Source organism: Variovorax sp. UC122_21, from assembly GCF_044056785.1.
GTDB lineage: Bacteria > Pseudomonadota > Gammaproteobacteria > Burkholderiales > Burkholderiaceae_C > Variovorax.
This window is the reverse complement of sequence record NZ_CP172004.1, coordinates 2202605-2217172: the sequence shown is the minus strand read 5'-3', so window position 1 is coordinate 2217172 and position 14568 is coordinate 2202605. Positions and strand designations below refer to the sequence as shown.

The 14568-nt window shown below is 71.5% G+C and carries 9 protein-coding genes and 3 pseudogenes; 8 read left to right on the top strand and 4 right to left on the bottom strand.

Annotation, left to right across the window (positions count from 1 at the left end):
* Positions 1 to 38: 38 nt before the first annotated feature.
* The 7 genes and pseudogenes from ACHMXE_RS22840 to ACHMXE_RS22810 all read left to right on the top strand — a co-directional run bounded on the left by ACHMXE_RS22840 (position 39) and on the right by ACHMXE_RS22810 (position 9595).
* Positions 39 to 3566 carry a DUF2126 domain-containing protein gene (locus tag ACHMXE_RS22840; RefSeq protein ID WP_395351458.1) on the top strand — a complete coding sequence of 1176 codons (3528 nt, stop codon included), beginning with the start codon at positions 39 to 41 and terminating at the stop codon, positions 3564 to 3566.
* A gap of 144 nt (positions 3567 to 3710) precedes the next feature.
* Positions 3711 to 6498: pseudogene (locus ACHMXE_RS22835) on the top strand (circularly permuted type 2 ATP-grasp protein).
* A 67-nt stretch (positions 6499 to 6565) separates the two neighbouring features.
* Positions 6566 to 7390, top strand: coding sequence for a basic amino acid ABC transporter substrate-binding protein (locus ACHMXE_RS22830; RefSeq protein WP_395351456.1), 825 nt, complete (start codon positions 6566 to 6568; stop codon positions 7388 to 7390).
* 9 nt (positions 7391 to 7399) lie between these two features.
* Complete coding sequence (locus tag ACHMXE_RS22825) at positions 7400 to 8455, top strand: transglutaminase N-terminal domain-containing protein (RefSeq protein ID WP_395351454.1); 1056 nt, start codon at positions 7400 to 7402, stop codon at positions 8453 to 8455.
* Complete coding sequence (locus ACHMXE_RS22820; RefSeq protein WP_261216038.1) at positions 8452 to 8910, top strand: RidA family protein; 459 nt, start codon at positions 8452 to 8454, stop codon at positions 8908 to 8910. The genes ACHMXE_RS22825 and ACHMXE_RS22820 overlap by 4 nt, the downstream gene beginning before the upstream one ends.
* 29 nt (positions 8911 to 8939) lie before the next feature.
* Positions 8940 to 9251: a c-type cytochrome gene (locus tag ACHMXE_RS22815; RefSeq protein WP_395351451.1), complete on the top strand. Its 312-nt coding sequence runs from the start codon at positions 8940 to 8942 to the stop codon at positions 9249 to 9251.
* A gap of 14 nt (positions 9252 to 9265) precedes the next feature.
* Positions 9266 to 9595 carry a Rieske (2Fe-2S) protein gene (locus ACHMXE_RS22810; protein WP_395351449.1) on the top strand — a complete coding sequence of 110 codons (330 nt, stop codon included), beginning with the start codon at positions 9266 to 9268 and terminating at the stop codon, positions 9593 to 9595.
* Between the two features lie 29 nt (positions 9596 to 9624).
* Here ACHMXE_RS22810 and ACHMXE_RS22805 read toward each other — a convergent pair whose 3' ends face one another.
* The 3 genes from ACHMXE_RS22805 to ACHMXE_RS22795 form a co-directional block, all read right to left on the bottom strand.
* Entirely contained in the window at positions 9625 to 9807 is a 183-nt protein-coding gene (locus ACHMXE_RS22805; RefSeq protein WP_395351447.1) for a hypothetical protein, read from the bottom strand.
* A 150-nt stretch (positions 9808 to 9957) separates the two neighbouring features.
* Positions 9958 to 10200, bottom strand: a complete 243-nt coding sequence (locus tag ACHMXE_RS22800; RefSeq protein WP_395351445.1) for a hypothetical protein — start codon at positions 10198 to 10200, stop codon at positions 9958 to 9960.
* Positions 10175 to 11545, bottom strand: a complete 1371-nt coding sequence (locus ACHMXE_RS22795) for a serine hydrolase domain-containing protein (protein ID WP_395351443.1) — start codon at positions 11543 to 11545, stop codon at positions 10175 to 10177. The genes ACHMXE_RS22800 and ACHMXE_RS22795 overlap by 26 nt, the downstream gene beginning before the upstream one ends.
* Positions 11546 to 11784: 239 nt before the next feature.
* On the opposite strand from ACHMXE_RS22795, the pseudogene ACHMXE_RS22790 reads away from it, so the two are divergent.
* Positions 11785 to 13485, top strand: a pseudogene (locus tag ACHMXE_RS22790) (GMC family oxidoreductase); the annotation flags it as partial.
* On the opposite strand, the pseudogene ACHMXE_RS22785 reads toward ACHMXE_RS22790, so the two are convergent.
* Positions 13421 to 14454: pseudogene (locus ACHMXE_RS22785) on the bottom strand (LacI family DNA-binding transcriptional regulator). The pseudogenes ACHMXE_RS22790 and ACHMXE_RS22785 sit on opposite strands and share 65 nt — an antisense overlap.
* Positions 14455 to 14568: the final 114 nt, after the last annotated feature.

Genomic DNA, 14568 nt, shown 5'->3' with positions numbered 1-14568 from the left:
TTTTCGATGCAATCTGCCAGTACTGCACACAAAAACGCATGTCCATCCACGCCGCGCTCCACCACGTCACCCACTACAAATACGACCGCCTGGTGCAACTCGGCCCGCAGGTCGTCCGGCTCCGGCCGGCGCCGCATTGCCGCAGCAACGTCATCTCGTACTCGTTGCGCGTCGAACCGGCGGAGCACTTCGTCAACTGGATGCAGGACCCGTTCGCCAACTACCAGGCGCGGCTCGTGTTCCCCGAGAAGACGCGCGAATTCAAGGTCACGGTCGACCTCGTGGTCGAGATGGCGGTCTACAACCCCTTCGACTTCTTCCTCGAGCCGCAGGCCGAGAACTTCCCGTTCAAGTACACGCCCTCGCAGGCCGAGGAGCTCGCGCCCTATCTCGTCACCGAGGAACCCACGCCGCTGCTCGCGGCCTACCTCGACAAGATCGACCGCAAGGAACAGCGCACCATCGACTTCCTGGTCGGCATCAACCAGCAGGTGCAGCAGGACGTCAACTACCTGATCCGCATGGAGCCCGGCGTGCAGACGCCGGAAGAAACGCTCACCAACGGCAGCGGTTCCTGCCGCGACTCGGGCTGGCTGCTGGTGCAGCTGCTGCGCCACTGCGGCCTGGCCGCGCGCTTCGTCTCGGGCTACCTGATCCAGCTCACGCCCGACGTGAAGGCGCTCGACGGCCCGAGCGGCACCACGGTCGACTTCACCGACCTGCACGCCTGGTGCGAGGTGTTCCTGCCGGGCGCCGGATGGATCGGCCTCGATGCCACCTCGGGGCTTCTGGCCGGCGAGGGCCACATCCCGCTGGCCTGCACGCCCACGCCCTCGAGCGCGGCGCCCATCGAGGGCGGCGTCGACGAGTCGAAGGTCGAGTTCGGCCATGACATGAAGGTCACGCGCATCTACGAATCGCCGCGCGTGACCAAGCCCTACACCGAGGAGCAATGGGCCGAGGTGCTGGCGCTGGGCGACGCGGTCGACACGCGGCTCAAGGCCGGCGACGTGCGCCTCACGATGGGCGGCGAGCCCACCTACGTGGCCACCAGCGACCGCGACGCGCCCGAGTGGAACACCGACGCGCTCGGCCCCACCAAGCGCGGCTATGCCACCGAGCTGGTCCACAAGCTGCGCGCCGAATACGGCCACGGCGGCTTCCTGCACTTCGGCCAGGGCAAGTGGTACCCGGGCGAGCAGCTGCCGCGCTGGGCGCTGTCGATCTTCTGGCGCGCCGACGGCCAGACGCTGTGGCACGACCCCGAGCTGTTCGCCGACGAACGCTTCCCGACCCACTACACCAGCGAGGACGCGCGCCGCTTCACCAGCCTGCTGGCGCGCAAGCTCGGCCTGACCGACCGCTACGTGCAGCCGGGCTTCGAGGACATCTACTACTACCTCTGGCGCGAACGCCGCCTGCCGGTCAACGTCGACCCCTTCGACTCCAAGCTCGACGACGAACTCGAACGCGTGCGCCTGCGCCGCGTGTTCACGCAGAAGCTCGACGCGGTGATCGGCTACATGCTGCCGATCGAGCCCGGCAACGCGAACCGCGACGCGCCCGCGCTCGAGGGCCCGGCCTGGAAGACCGGCCCCTGGTTCCTGCGCGACGACCGGCTCTACCTGATCCCCGGCGATTCGCCAATGGGCTACCGCCTGCCGCTCGACTCCCAACCCTGGGCCAGCAAGGGCGACTACCCCTACCTGATCGAGCGCGACCCGACCGCGGCGCGCGACGCGCTGCCGAGCGCGGCCGACTACCGTGCGCGCTACACCGTGGGCGCGACCGGCGGCACCGGTGCCGACCTGGGCGCCGTACCCTATGCCTTCGGCACGCCCGCGGCCGTGCCCGCCGCGCTGCGCATGCAGGGGCCGGGGACCGGCACCGGTGAAGGCCCGGGCGACGGCAATGCTGCCGATTCCGATGCCGACGCCACCTTCGACACCGCCGCCACGCGCCAGCCGCTGCGCGGCGAGTCGGCTCACTGGGTCACGCGCACCGCGCTGTGCGTCGAGGTGCGCGACCCGCGCCGCGCCAACGGCCCGGCGGCCGAGAAGAAGGGCAGCGCCTCGGGCGTGCTCTACGTCTTCATGCCGCCGCTGGCACGCCTCGAGGACTACCTGGACCTGGTCGCCGCCGTCGAAGCCACCGCGCGCGAACTCGGCGTGCGCATCGTGATGGAAGGCTATCCGCCGCCGCGCGATCCGCGCCTGAAGATGCTGCAGGTCACGCCCGACCCCGGCGTGATCGAGGTCAACATCCATCCGGCCCACAACTGGAAGGAACTGGTCGACCACACCGAATTCCTCTACCAGGCCGCGTTCGAGACCCGGCTGTCGGCCGAGAAGTTCATGACCGACGGCCGCCACACCGGCACCGGCGGCGGCAACCACTTCGTGATGGGCGGCGCCACGCCGGCCGACAGCCCCTTCCTGCGCCGGCCCGAGCTGCTGGCCAGCCTGCTGCTGTACTGGCACAACCATCCCTCGCTGAGCTACCTGTTCTCGGGCATGTTCATCGGCCCGACCAGCCAGGCGCCGCGCGTGGACGAAGCGCGCAACGACCAGGTCTACGAGCTCGAGATCGCGCTCAAGGAGATCGCGAAGAACCGCGAGCTCTACGGCCAGCACATGCCGGCCTGGCTGGTCGACCGCACGCTGCGCAACATCCTGATCGACGTCTCGGGCAACACGCACCGCAGCGAGTTCTGCATCGACAAGCTCTACTCGCCCGACTCCAGCACCGGCCGCCTCGGCCTGCTCGAGCTGCGCGCCTTCGAGATGCCGCCGCATGCGCGCATGAGCATCGCGCAGCAGCTGCTGATCCGCGCGCTGGTGGCGCGCTTCTGGGACGAACCCTACAAGGCGCCCGTCACGCGCTGGGGCACCGAGCTGCACGACCGCTTCCTGCTGCCGACCTTCGTCAGGATGGACTTCGACGACGTCATCAGCGAGATGCGCCAGGCCGGCTTCGCCTTCGATCCCGACTGGTTCGCGCCGCACTTCGAGTTCCGCTTCCCGCTCGTGGGCCAGGTGCAGGCGATGGGCGTCGAGCTCTCGCTGCGCAACGCGCTCGAGCCCTGGCACGTGATGGGCGAGGAAGGCTCGGCCGGCGGCACGGTGCGCTACGTCGATTCCTCGCTCGAGCGCATCGAGGTGCGCGTGACCGGCCTCAACGAGAGCCGCCACGTGGTCACCGTCAACGGCCGCGTGCTGCCGCTGCAGCCCACGGGCGTGGCCGGCGAGTTCGTGGCCGGCGTGCGCTACAAGGCCTGGAACCCGCCCTCGGCGCTGCATCCGAGCATCAAGGCCCATGCGCCGCTGACGGTGGACCTGGTCGACACCTGGATGAAGCGTTCGCTGGGCGGCTGCCAGTACTTCGTGGCCCATCCGGGCGGACGCAACTACGAGACCTTCCCGGTCAATGCCTACGAGGCCGAGAGCCGGCGCATGTCGCGCTTCACGCGCACCGGCCACACGCCGGGGCTGATGCGCACGCCGGCCGCCACCATCGAGGTGCCCGGCAGCCGCGAATTCCCGTTCACGCTCGACCTGCGGCGCTGAGCGGCGCCCATGGCCCGCCCCCCGGCAACGGGGCGCGGGCCGGGCCGCCGGGTGTGTCGTCCCGCCCACACGGATGGCTGCAGCGGGCATTTCGCACGCCATCGCCGGCGGGCCCGGTGACAGCGATGTGACAATCCCAACCCTGTGGAACCCCTCAACGAATCCCTGTTCGACGCCCAGGCGCTGGATTTTCCGGCCGCCCTGGCGTCGGCGCTCGCCCCGGCCGCCCTGCCCGGCCACTTCGACGAGCTGCGCGGCATCGCGACGCCCGAGGCACCCGCACGGCCCGCCGCGGGGCCGGTAGCGCCCACGGGGCCGCACCTGCACGACGCGACGGCGGGCAGCCAAAGCCAATCCCAGACACAGGGCGGCCAGACCCAGGCGCCATCCGCGGCCCAGCGCGCCCCCACCGCCGACACCGCCGACACCGCCGCGCCGGCCCCCGCCGCCGGCGACAAGCCCCCGCTGCTGCCGCCCTGGCATGCCTTCTTCGAACAGCTCGGCCCCGACGGCTTCGTCGACCTGCCGCGGCGCGCGGTCAGCCTGGAGCGCCAGATCCGCGACAACGGCGTCACCTACAACGTCTACGCCGACGCCACCCACGGCCCGCAACGGCCCTGGTCGCTCGACCTGTTCCCGCTGATCGTCTCGCCCGAGAGCTGGGCGCAGATCGAGACCGGCGTGCTGCAGCGCATGCGCGTGCTCGACCGCGTGATGGCCGACGTCTACGGCCCGCAGCGCCTGCTGGCCGAAGGCCTGCTGCCGCCGGCGCTGGTGCGCGGCCATCCGGGCTACCTGCGCGCGCTGCACGGCGTGAAGCCGCCGGGCGACACCTGGCTGCACATCGCGGCCTTCGACCTCGCGCGCGGCCCCGACGGCAACTGGTGGGTGGTGTCGCAGCGCACCCAGGCGCCCTCGGGCCTGGGCTACCTGCTCGAGAACCGGCTCGCCATCACGCGCCAGTTCCCGCAGGCCTTCGAGGCGCTGCACGTGCAGCGGCTGGCCGCCACCTACAGCGCCATGATGGACGGCCTGCAGCGCATGTGCCCGGCCGGCGTGCCGCCGCACATCGCGCTGCTCACGCCCGGTCCCTACAACGAGACCTACTTCGAGCACGCCTACCTCGCGCGCTACCTGGGCGTCACGCTGGTCGAGGGCAACGACCTCACGGTGCGCGACCAGCGCCTGTACCTCAAGACGCTGCAGGGCCTGCGCCCGGTGCACGGGCTCATCAAGCGGCTCGACGACCAGTTCCTCGATCCGCTCGAGCTGCGCCCCGACTCCACGCTCGGCGTGCCGGGCCTGCTGCAGGCGATCCGCGCGGGCAACGTGCTGGTGGCCAACATGCCGGGTTCGGCCTTTCTCGAATCGCCGGCGCTGCTGGGCTTCCTGCCCGGCCTGGCGCGCCACCTGCTCGACGAGAAGCTGCTGCTGCCCGCGCTGCCCACCTGGTGGTGCGGCGAGCGCGCGGCGCTCGAGGCCGTGCTGCCGCAGCTCGGTGACTGCTTCATCAAGCCGACCTACCCGGGCATCGACGGCCGCGAGAGCTTCGACGCGGTGCTGGGCCGCCAGCTCGGCCGCCGCGAACTCGACGAATGGGCCGGGCGCATCGTGCGCGAGGGCGAGGCCCACACGGTGCAGAGCTACCTGCCGCTGTCGCAGATGCCGACCTGGGCCAGCGACCTCGGGCCCGGCCAGATCGCGCCGCGCGCGGTGCTGCTGCGCGTGTTCGCGGTCAGCGACGGCGCGCAGTCGTGGCGCGTGCTGCCCGGCGGGCTGGCACGGCTCGCGGGGCCCGATGCGCAGATCGCCTCGATGCAGCGCGGCGGCAGCAGCGCCGACGTCTGGGTGCAGACCCATGGCGAGGTCGACCGCACCACGCTGCTGCAGCCGCAGGCCACGCCGGCCTCGCTGGCGCGGCACCGCGCGCCGGTCACCAGCCGCGCGGCCGAGAACATGTTCTGGCTCGGCCGCTACACCGAGCGTGCCGAGAACGCGGTGCGGCTGGCGCGCCTCACGCTCAACATCCTCGGCGGCGAGGACCAATCCTCGCGCCCGCTGCTCGAATGGCTGCACCGCATGGCGGCGCGCAATGCGCTGGTGCCGGCCGGGGTGCCGAGCGCGCCGCAGTCGCGCCGCGTGTTCGAGCGCGCGCTGATCGCCGAACTCGGCGACGTGGCGCAGGGCGGCAGCGTGGGCTACAGCCTGCGCAGCATCCGCCAGGCCGCGGCCGCGGTGCGCGAGCGGCTCTCGCCCGACCACTGGAACCAGATCGTGCGCGCCGAAGCCGACTTCCTGCGCCGCGCCGCCGAGCAGGCCGGCGAAGGCAGCTTCGCCACCGGCGCGGCGCTGCGCTCGCTCGAATCGGCGAGCTCGGCGCTGTCGGCCATGACCGGCGCGCAGACCGACCGCATGACGCGCGACGATGCCTGGCGGCTGCTGTCGATCGGCCGCCACATCGAGCGCCTGAGCTTCCTCGCCAACGCGCTGCTCGCGGGTTTCCAGAACCACGCGGTGCACGAGGTCAGCGGCTTCGAGGCCATGGTCGCGCTGTTCGACAGCACCATCACCTTCCATGCGCGCTACCAGCAGCGCCGCGACGTCGCCACTCTCGTCGACCTGCTGGTGCTCGACGCCGAGAACCCGCGCTCGCTGGCCTGGGTCACGCAGACCCTGCGCGGGCGCATCGCGCGGCTCGCGGGCAGCGCGCCCGGCAAGCTCACGGCCCTGTCGTACGAGCTGCCCCGACCCGGCCACCTGGACGCTCGAGCATCTGTGCGATCCCGGCCCCGCCGACGGCGAGGACGGCCTCTATGCGGCGCTGGCCGCGCTGCTCGCGCAGTGCGAGGCCGCCGCCTACCATGTGTCCGATGCGATCGGCATCCGCTACTTCACGCTGACCTCGGAATCGCTGCGCTCCGTGGGCGCCTGAGCCCTCGCTGCGCGCGCCGCGCGACCAGACCACCGCACAAGCAACGACAGACCCAGGAGGGCTCCCCATGACCACGATCCATCGCCGCTTCGCACTGGCCGCCGCCGGCCTCGCCGCGGTCCTCGCGCTCGCCGGCTGCGGCAAGCAGGAAGCCGCCGCGCCCGCCGCCGCATCGGCCCCGCCCGCGCCGCCCGCGCCGCCCGCGGCGCGCGTGCTGGTCGTGGGCACCGATGCCGCCTACACGCCCTTCGAATCGCAGAACGAGAAGGGCGAGATCGTGGGCTTCGACATCGACATCGTGAACGCCGTCGCGAAGAAGGCCGGCCTCGAGGTGAAGTTCGTCAACACGCCGTGGGAAGGCATCTTCAACACGCTCGACCAGGGCGACCGCGACCTGCTGGTGTCGGCCATCACCATCACGCCCGAGCGCCGCCAGACCATGGACTTCTCGCAGCCCTACTTCGACGCGCGCCAGTTGATCGCGGTCCGGAGCGACGCGAGCGTGACCCGCTTCGAGGACCTGAAGACGCTCAAGGTCGGCGTGCAGAACGGCACCACGGGCGACGAGGTGGTCGGCAAGCTGCTGGGCAAGTCGAACGCGAGCATCAAGCGCTTCGAATCGACGCCGCTCGCACTCAAGGAGCTCGAGGCCGGCGGCGTGCAGGCGGTGGTGGCCGACAACGGCGTGGTCGCGCACTACCTCGCGAACAACGCGGGCGCGGGCTTCAAGACCGTGAGCGATGCCGGCTTCGCGACCGAGCAGTACGGCCTCGCCGTGAAGAAGGGCAACGCCGAGCTGCTCGCCAGACTCGACCAGGGCCTGGCCGGGATCAAGGCCGACGGCAGCTACGACCGCATCTACGCCGCGCACTTCGGCGCCGCGTCGAAATAGGTCCGCATCATGCGACTCCACGTCACCCACGAAACCCGCTACGAGTACGCGCCGCCGGTCGAGACCGCGCAGCATCTCGCGCACCTGCGGCCGCTGGCCACGCCCTCGCAGCGGCTCGTGAGCCACCGGCTCGCGATCGAGCCCGCGCCCGCGCAGCGCGTCGAGCAGGCCGACCTCTACGGCAACGTGCGCGCCTTCTTCGCGCTCGACACCACGCACGACAGCCTGGTGGTCACGGCCGAGAGCGTGGTCGAGACCTCGGAGCCCGTGCTCTCGAGCGCGGTGGCGCGCGAGCTGCCGTGGGAGTCGGTGCGCGAGCGCTTCCGCTTCCGCAAGGACGCGCTGTTCGACCCGGCCTCGGAGTTCGTCTTCCCCTCGCCCTACGTGCCGCGCCACGACGACTTCGTCGCCTATGCGCGCGCGAGCTTCGCGCCGGGCCGCCCCACCTTCGACGTGGCGATGGACCTGACCGAGCGCATCCACCGCGACTTCGACTACGACGCCGACAGCACCGAGATCAACACGCCCGCGGCCGAGGCGCTGGCCCAGCGCAAGGGCGTGTGCCAGGACTTCGCGCACATCATGATCGCGTGCTTCCGCGGCATGGGACTGCCGGCGCGCTACGTCAGCGGCTACCTGCTGACGCAGCCGGCGCCGGGCCAGCCGCGGCTGATCGGCGCCGATGCCTCGCACGCCTGGGTGTCGGTCTACCTGCCGGGCGAAGGCGATGGTCCCGACAGCGCCGGCGACTGGGCCGACTTCGATCCCACCAACGGCCGCCAGCCCGGCGAGGACTACGTGACGCTGGCGATCGGCCGCGACTACTCCGACGTCTCGCCGATGCGCGGCGTGCTGCACGGCGGCGCGCGCCACACGCTGCACGTGGGCGTGACGGTGCAGCCGGTCGACGAGCTCGAGCCGCCGCAAGCCCCCGGCGGCGCAGGGCCTTCGGCCGCGGCGTCGCCTACGATCGCGGCTTCGCCGGTACAAACGCCGGTCGATTCCCCGCAGCCGCCCTCCGCGCGGCCGCCTTCACCACCGTCTCACCAGGAGCCTTCTTCATGAGCGTCTACGACAAGCTTTCCAGCCTCGGCATCACCCTCCCGCCGGTCTCGGTTCCGGCCGCCGCCTACGTGCCTTTCGTGCAGACCGGCAACCTCGTGTTCTTGTCGGGCCACATCGCCAAGAAGGACGGCAAGGTCTGGACCGGCCAGCTCGGCGCCGACGTCAGCACCGAGCAGGGCAAGCAGGCCGCGCGCGCGGTCGCGGTCGACCTGCTGGGCACGCTGCATGCGGCCGTGGGCGACCTGAACAAGGTCAAGCGCATCGTCAAGGTGATGAGCCTGGTCAACTCGGTCGGCAGCTTCACCGAGCAGCACCTCGTGACCAACGGCGCGAGCGAACTGTTCGCCGAAGTGTTCGGCCCCGAGAAGGGCGCGCATGCACGCAGCGCCTTCGGCGTGGCGCAGATCCCGATGGGTGCCTGCGTCGAGATCGAGCTGATCGCGGAGATCGGCTGATTCGCCTGCCGCGGTCCCTGTGGCTGGCAGTGCCGCTCGCGACCATCGCGCCGCTGGCGGCCGCGGCCGACGAGATACCGGCGCCGCTGCGCGAACCGGTCGCGCGCTATGCCTGCCTCAGTTGCCATGGCATGGTGCGCAAGCAGGTGGGCCCGGGCTTCGCGCAGATCGCGGCGCGTTACCGCAACGACCCCGAGGCCCCGGCCCGGCTTGCCGACAAGCTGCGCGACGGCAGCGTCGGCGCCTGGGGCCGCGTCATCATGCCGCGCCAGCCCCACATGAGCCTCGACGAATCGCGCCGGCTCGCGCAGTGGGTGCTGTCGCAGCCCTCCCCGCCCTGAATGCCTTCACGACCATGACCGATGCATTGCTGATCTGCGACGCGCTGCCCGAATCCCGCGACGCGGTGAAGTTCGAGGCGCCGGGCCGCGGCCCGGCCTTCGTCGTGCGCTGGCAGGGCCGTGTCCATGGCTACCTCAACCAGTGCGCGCACGTGGGCGGACCGATCGATTTCGAGGGCCAGGTGCTCGAGCGTTCGGGTCGCTTCCTGATGTGCGCGCGGCACGGCGCGATCTACGAACCCGACACCGGCTTGTGCGTGGGCGGTCCCTGCAAGGGCGCGCGCCTCGTTCCCCTGGCGGTGGAGGAATCGGCCGACGGCAAGGTCTGGCTGCGCGCGGCCTGAGCCGGAGCTGTCGCCCCGGCATCGAGGATCTAATGCGCGGCCACGCCGCGTTCGCCCCCCGACCCATCGGCGCCGGCCCAGAAGTTGTCGGGCACGCCGAGCGGCTGCCGCTCCTCGATCTCGACCGTGGTGCTGACCGATATCTCGGCGGCCTGCTCGCGGCGCTTCAGAAAGCTTTCGAACTGGTCGAGGTAGTGGTGTTCTTCATTCACGGGTCGGGCCTCCATCTGGTTTTCGATACTCGAGGTTTTAATCCGTCGCATCGTGTCGCCAAAGGTTGCGGAGACCGCCGCCGCGTGCAGGACAACAGGCCATCGCCACCGCCGTGCCGCGCCTGCAAGGCCTACGACCTTTCGTAGTTGTCAGGCCGCCTTCACCGCGCGCGCGCCGGTCAGGGTCGGCATCTCGGTCGCGCTCGAGTTCACGTTCACGCTGCGGTCGAGCCGCAGGTAGCGCGAGGCGAAGCGGCAGGTCACGGTGTCGCGGAAGGCCGATTCGACGAAGGTCCAGCTCATCACGAAGGTGCGCTCGTCGAGCCATTCGCCACTCGCGACCACGCGCATCACCGCGGGCTGGTACTCATGATGCAGGCGGTTGCCGGTCATGGTGGTGTCGCCCTCGATCGGCTTCCTGAGCCCCACCTGCACCGTGTGCGTGCCGCGCTCGTCCTCGAGCGTGAAGCTGCAGGCCTCGGCGCCGAAGTCCAGGCGCGCGGCCTTGATCCTGTCGGGGTTGTCGGGAAACTCGTAGCGCTGGCCCGACACGGCCGCGGCCACCGGCGACGAGGTCGGCCGCACCGGCGGCAGCAGGCGCAGGCCCGCCATGCGCCGGCGCAGCGCGGCGCTGGCCTGGCCGCCGTCGGCCGGCGCGTTCTCGAACGCGGCCGGGAAGTGCTTGTAGAGCAGGCCCGCGTTGAAGCCGGCCTTCGGCGGCAGCGCCGCGTTGATCGCGAGCACCGCGTCGTGCGCGGGGAACACCACCGCGTACTGGCCGAACAGGCCGTCGGCGTTGTAGGCACCGTTCGGGCCCAGCCACCACTGGTAGCCGTACTTTGTCCCTGGTGTGCGGCTGGTGCACCGCGTCGACCCATTCCTTCGTGAGCACCTGCCGGCCGTTCCACACGCCGTTCTGCGCATGCAGGATGCCGAGCTTGAGCGAATCGACGGTCTTCCAGCTCAGGCCGTTGGCGCCCGGCGAGATGCCCTCGGGCCCGACCTCCCATTCGTAGCCCGTGATGCCCAGCGGATCGAAGAAGCGCGGCTTGAGGTAGTCGGCCACCGGCTGGCCCGTGGTCTTGGTGACGATGGCCGACAGCATGTAGGTGGCGGCGCTGGTGTAGACGAACTGCGTGCCGGGCGGATTCACCACCGGGATCTTGAAGAACTCGGCGATCCAGCTGGTGCGGATCTGGCGCCAGACAGAGCCCGAGGTCATGGCGGCATGGCCGGTGCGCATGGTCAGCAGGTCGCGCACCGTCATCGCCGCGAGGTTCGGGCTCACCACCGGCGGCAGGTGCTCGGGGAAGAAGGACACCACCTTGTCGTCGAGCCCGAAGCGCCCCTCGGCCACCGCCATGCCGACCGCGCAGACGGTCACGCTCTTGGTCAGCGAATGCGTCATGTGGCGGCGCTGCGGGCCGTAGGGCTCCCACCAGCCCTCGGCCAGCACCTGGCCGCGGCGCCACAGCATGAAGCCGTGCAGTTCGAAGGCGCCGCGCTCGGCGTCGTCGAGGAAGGCCAGGATCGCCGCCGACGACACGCCCTGCGCCTCGGGCACGCCGCGCGGCAGGCCGTCGGCGGGCACGGGCGCGGCCAGCCCGGTGGCGGCCCAGCCGAGGCCGGGCACCGAGGCCATCGCCATGCCGCCGAGCGACAGGCGCAGCGCGCCGCGGCGCGAGAGCGCGGGGAAGGAAGAGGAGGAGGAGGAGGATGAAGAATCGGGTGGCGGCATGGCGCGGTCTCCGGGAGCTGTCGTCGTTCTTCGCCGAGTGTGGACCGCGCAACTGTCATTCGCCTGTCGGCCTCGCCAGGGGAAACCCCGTCGGAGCTTCCTACTACACGCGTCGCGCACGCGACAGTGCCACTTTGGTCCGACGGGGAAAACGCTAGGCGCCCTGCATCGTTTCGTTCCTACAGTCCACGGGCCGGCATCGGCGCAATCGAAGAAGAAGCAAGAAAGGACACGGGGCGATGGAGTTCGACTACGTGATCGTCGGAGGCGGCTCGGGAGGCGCCACGCTCGCCGCGCGGCTCAGCGAGGACGCGCGCGTGCGCGTGTGCCTGATCGAGGCAGGCGGCGACGGCCGCGGCATCCTGGTGCGCGCGCCGGCCGCCACGGTGGCGATGCTGCCGGGCCGCCCGCCGATCAACAACTACGCGCTGCGCACCGAGCCGCAGTCGGGCCTGGACGGCCGCCGCGGCTACCAGCCGCGCGGGCGCTGCCTCGGCGGTTCGAGCGCGATCAACGCCATGCTCTACGTGCGCGGCCACCGCGAGGACTACGACGACTGGGAGCGCGCCGGCTGCAGCGGCTGGTCCTGGGGCGAGGTGCTGCCGTGGTTCCGCCGCGCCGAGGGCAACCAGCGCGGCGCGAGCCCGCTGCACGGCGCCGACGGCCCGCTGCAGGTGGCCGACCAGCAGACGCCGCGCGCCATCAGCGAGGACTTCGTGCGCGCCGCGGTGCAGTCCGGCGTGCCCTTCAACGACGACTTCAACGGCATCGAGCAGGAAGGCGCGGGCCTCTTCCAGGTCACGCAGTTCCATGGCGGCGCGAGGAACGGCGAGCGCTGCTCGGCCGCGGCCGCCTACCTGCATCCGGCGATGACGCGCCCCAACCTCGCGGTGCTCACGCACACGCAGGCGCTGCGCGTGGTGGTCGAGCATGGCCGCGCCGTGGGCGTGGAGGTGCGCCGCGGCGGCAACGTCGAGCGCATCCATGCGCGGCGCGAGGTGGCGCTGTGCGGCGGTGCCTTCCATTCGCCGCAGTTGCTGATGCTCTCGGGCATCGGCGATCCCGCGCAGCTGCAGCAGCACGGCATCGCGGTGCAGCACGCGCTGCCCGGCGTGGGGCGCAACCTGCAGGACCACCTCGACTTCATCCTCGCCTACCGCTCGAAGCACCGCGACCTGTTCGGCATCGGCCTCGGCGCGAGCTGGACCCTGCTGCGCCAGGCGCTGTTGTGGCGCAGGACCGGCACCGGCCTGATCGCCACGCCCTTCGCCGAGGGCGGCGCCTTCGTGAAGTCCTCGCCCGAGCTGCGCCGGCCCGACCTGCAGCTGCACTTCGTGATCGCCATCACCGACGACCATGCGCGCAAGCTGCATGCGGGCTACGGCTTCTCGTGCCATGTCTGCGTGCTGCGGCCGAAGAGCCGCGGCGAGGTCCGGCTGGCCGACGCCAACCCGGCCTCGGCGCCGCGCATCGATCCGCGCTTCCTGTCCGACCCCGAGGACCTCGCGCTGCTGCTGCAGGGCGTGAAGAAGACGCGCGAGATCATGGCGGCGGCGCCGCTCGCCAGGTACCGCCAGCGCGAGCTCTACACGGCCGATGCGCGCGGCGACGAGGACCTGGTGCGCCAGATCCGCGCGCGCGCCGACACCATCTACCACCCGGTCGGCACCTGCCGCATGGGCGCGCCCAACGACGCGGGGGCGGTGGTCGATCCACGGCTGCGCGTGCGCGGCATCGAGGGCCTGCGCGTGGTCGATGCCTCGGTGATGCCGACCTTGATCGGCGGCAACACCAACGCACCCACGGTGATGATCGCCGAGCGCGCGGCCGACTGGATGCGCGGGCCGCTGCGCTTCGCGGCCGAAGCCGATCCGGCTACGCGGGGACAGGCGCCTGCGACGAGCCCCGCACCTGCAGCTGCCCCGGCAGCAGCAGCTGCCGCGGCGGGCTTTCGAGCCCCGCAGCCGGTCGATCAGGCAGCTAGCGGCGGCGCGGCCGATCTCGTCGGTGGGCTGGGCGACGGTGCTCAGGCCCGGGCCGATCAGCGAGGCCCATTCGGGATCGTCGAAGCCGACGAAGCCGAGGTCGGCACCGAACTGCCAGCCCAGCCGCGCCATCGCCTGCGCCACGCGCAGGGTGACGACCGCATTGCCCGCCACCACGGCCGCGCGCCGGCCGCGCTTCGCACGCTTGCGCAGCGCCGCCAGCGCATCGTCGAGCGCCTGCTGCTCGCCCTCCACGCTCTCGAACACCTCGCCGGCCATGCGCGGCCCGTTCGCGGTCACGCAGGCGCCGAAGGCCGCGGTGCGCTCGCGCCGCGAGCTCACGCCCGCGAGCGGCTCGGTCACGTAGAGCAGCTCGCGAAAGCCGCCCTGGACCAGGTGGTCGCAGGTGGCCTTCATCGCGGCCTCGTTGTCGAGCGAGACGAAGTCGGTGTGCATGCCCGCATGGCGCCGGTCGACCAGCACCGCGGGCTTGCCGTGCAGCGCGACCGCGTCGAACACGCCGCTGCCGCGACCCAGGGTGTTGAGGATGAAGCCGTCGACCTGGTAGCCCGCGAGCGCGTCGATGGCCTCGCGCTCGCGTTCGCTCTCGTTGCCGAGGTTGAACAGCATCACCAGGTAGCCGGCGTCCTGGCAGGCCTTCTCGGCGCCGCGCAGCACCGCCACCGAATAGGGGTTGGTGATGTCGGCCACGATCAGGCCGATGAGCCGCGAGCGGCCATGGCTCAGCGCCTGCGCCATCGGGCTCGGCGAATAGGCGAGCTGCGCGATCGCGGCCTCGACGCGCGCGGCGATGTCGGGGCTCAGCAGCCGCTCGCGGTGGTTGAGGAAGCGCGAGACCGTGGCCTTGGAAACGCCCGCGGCCTGCGCCACGTCGGCGATGGTGGCGCGGCCGGTGGCTTTCATGGTCTTCCTCCTTCCCCCTCTGGGGGAAGGCCGGATGGGGGCATGCGGCCACCGGCGCGCTGCCGCCGGTGCAAAGGCCCGGAGCCCCCACCCCTGCCCTCCCCCGGCGGGGGA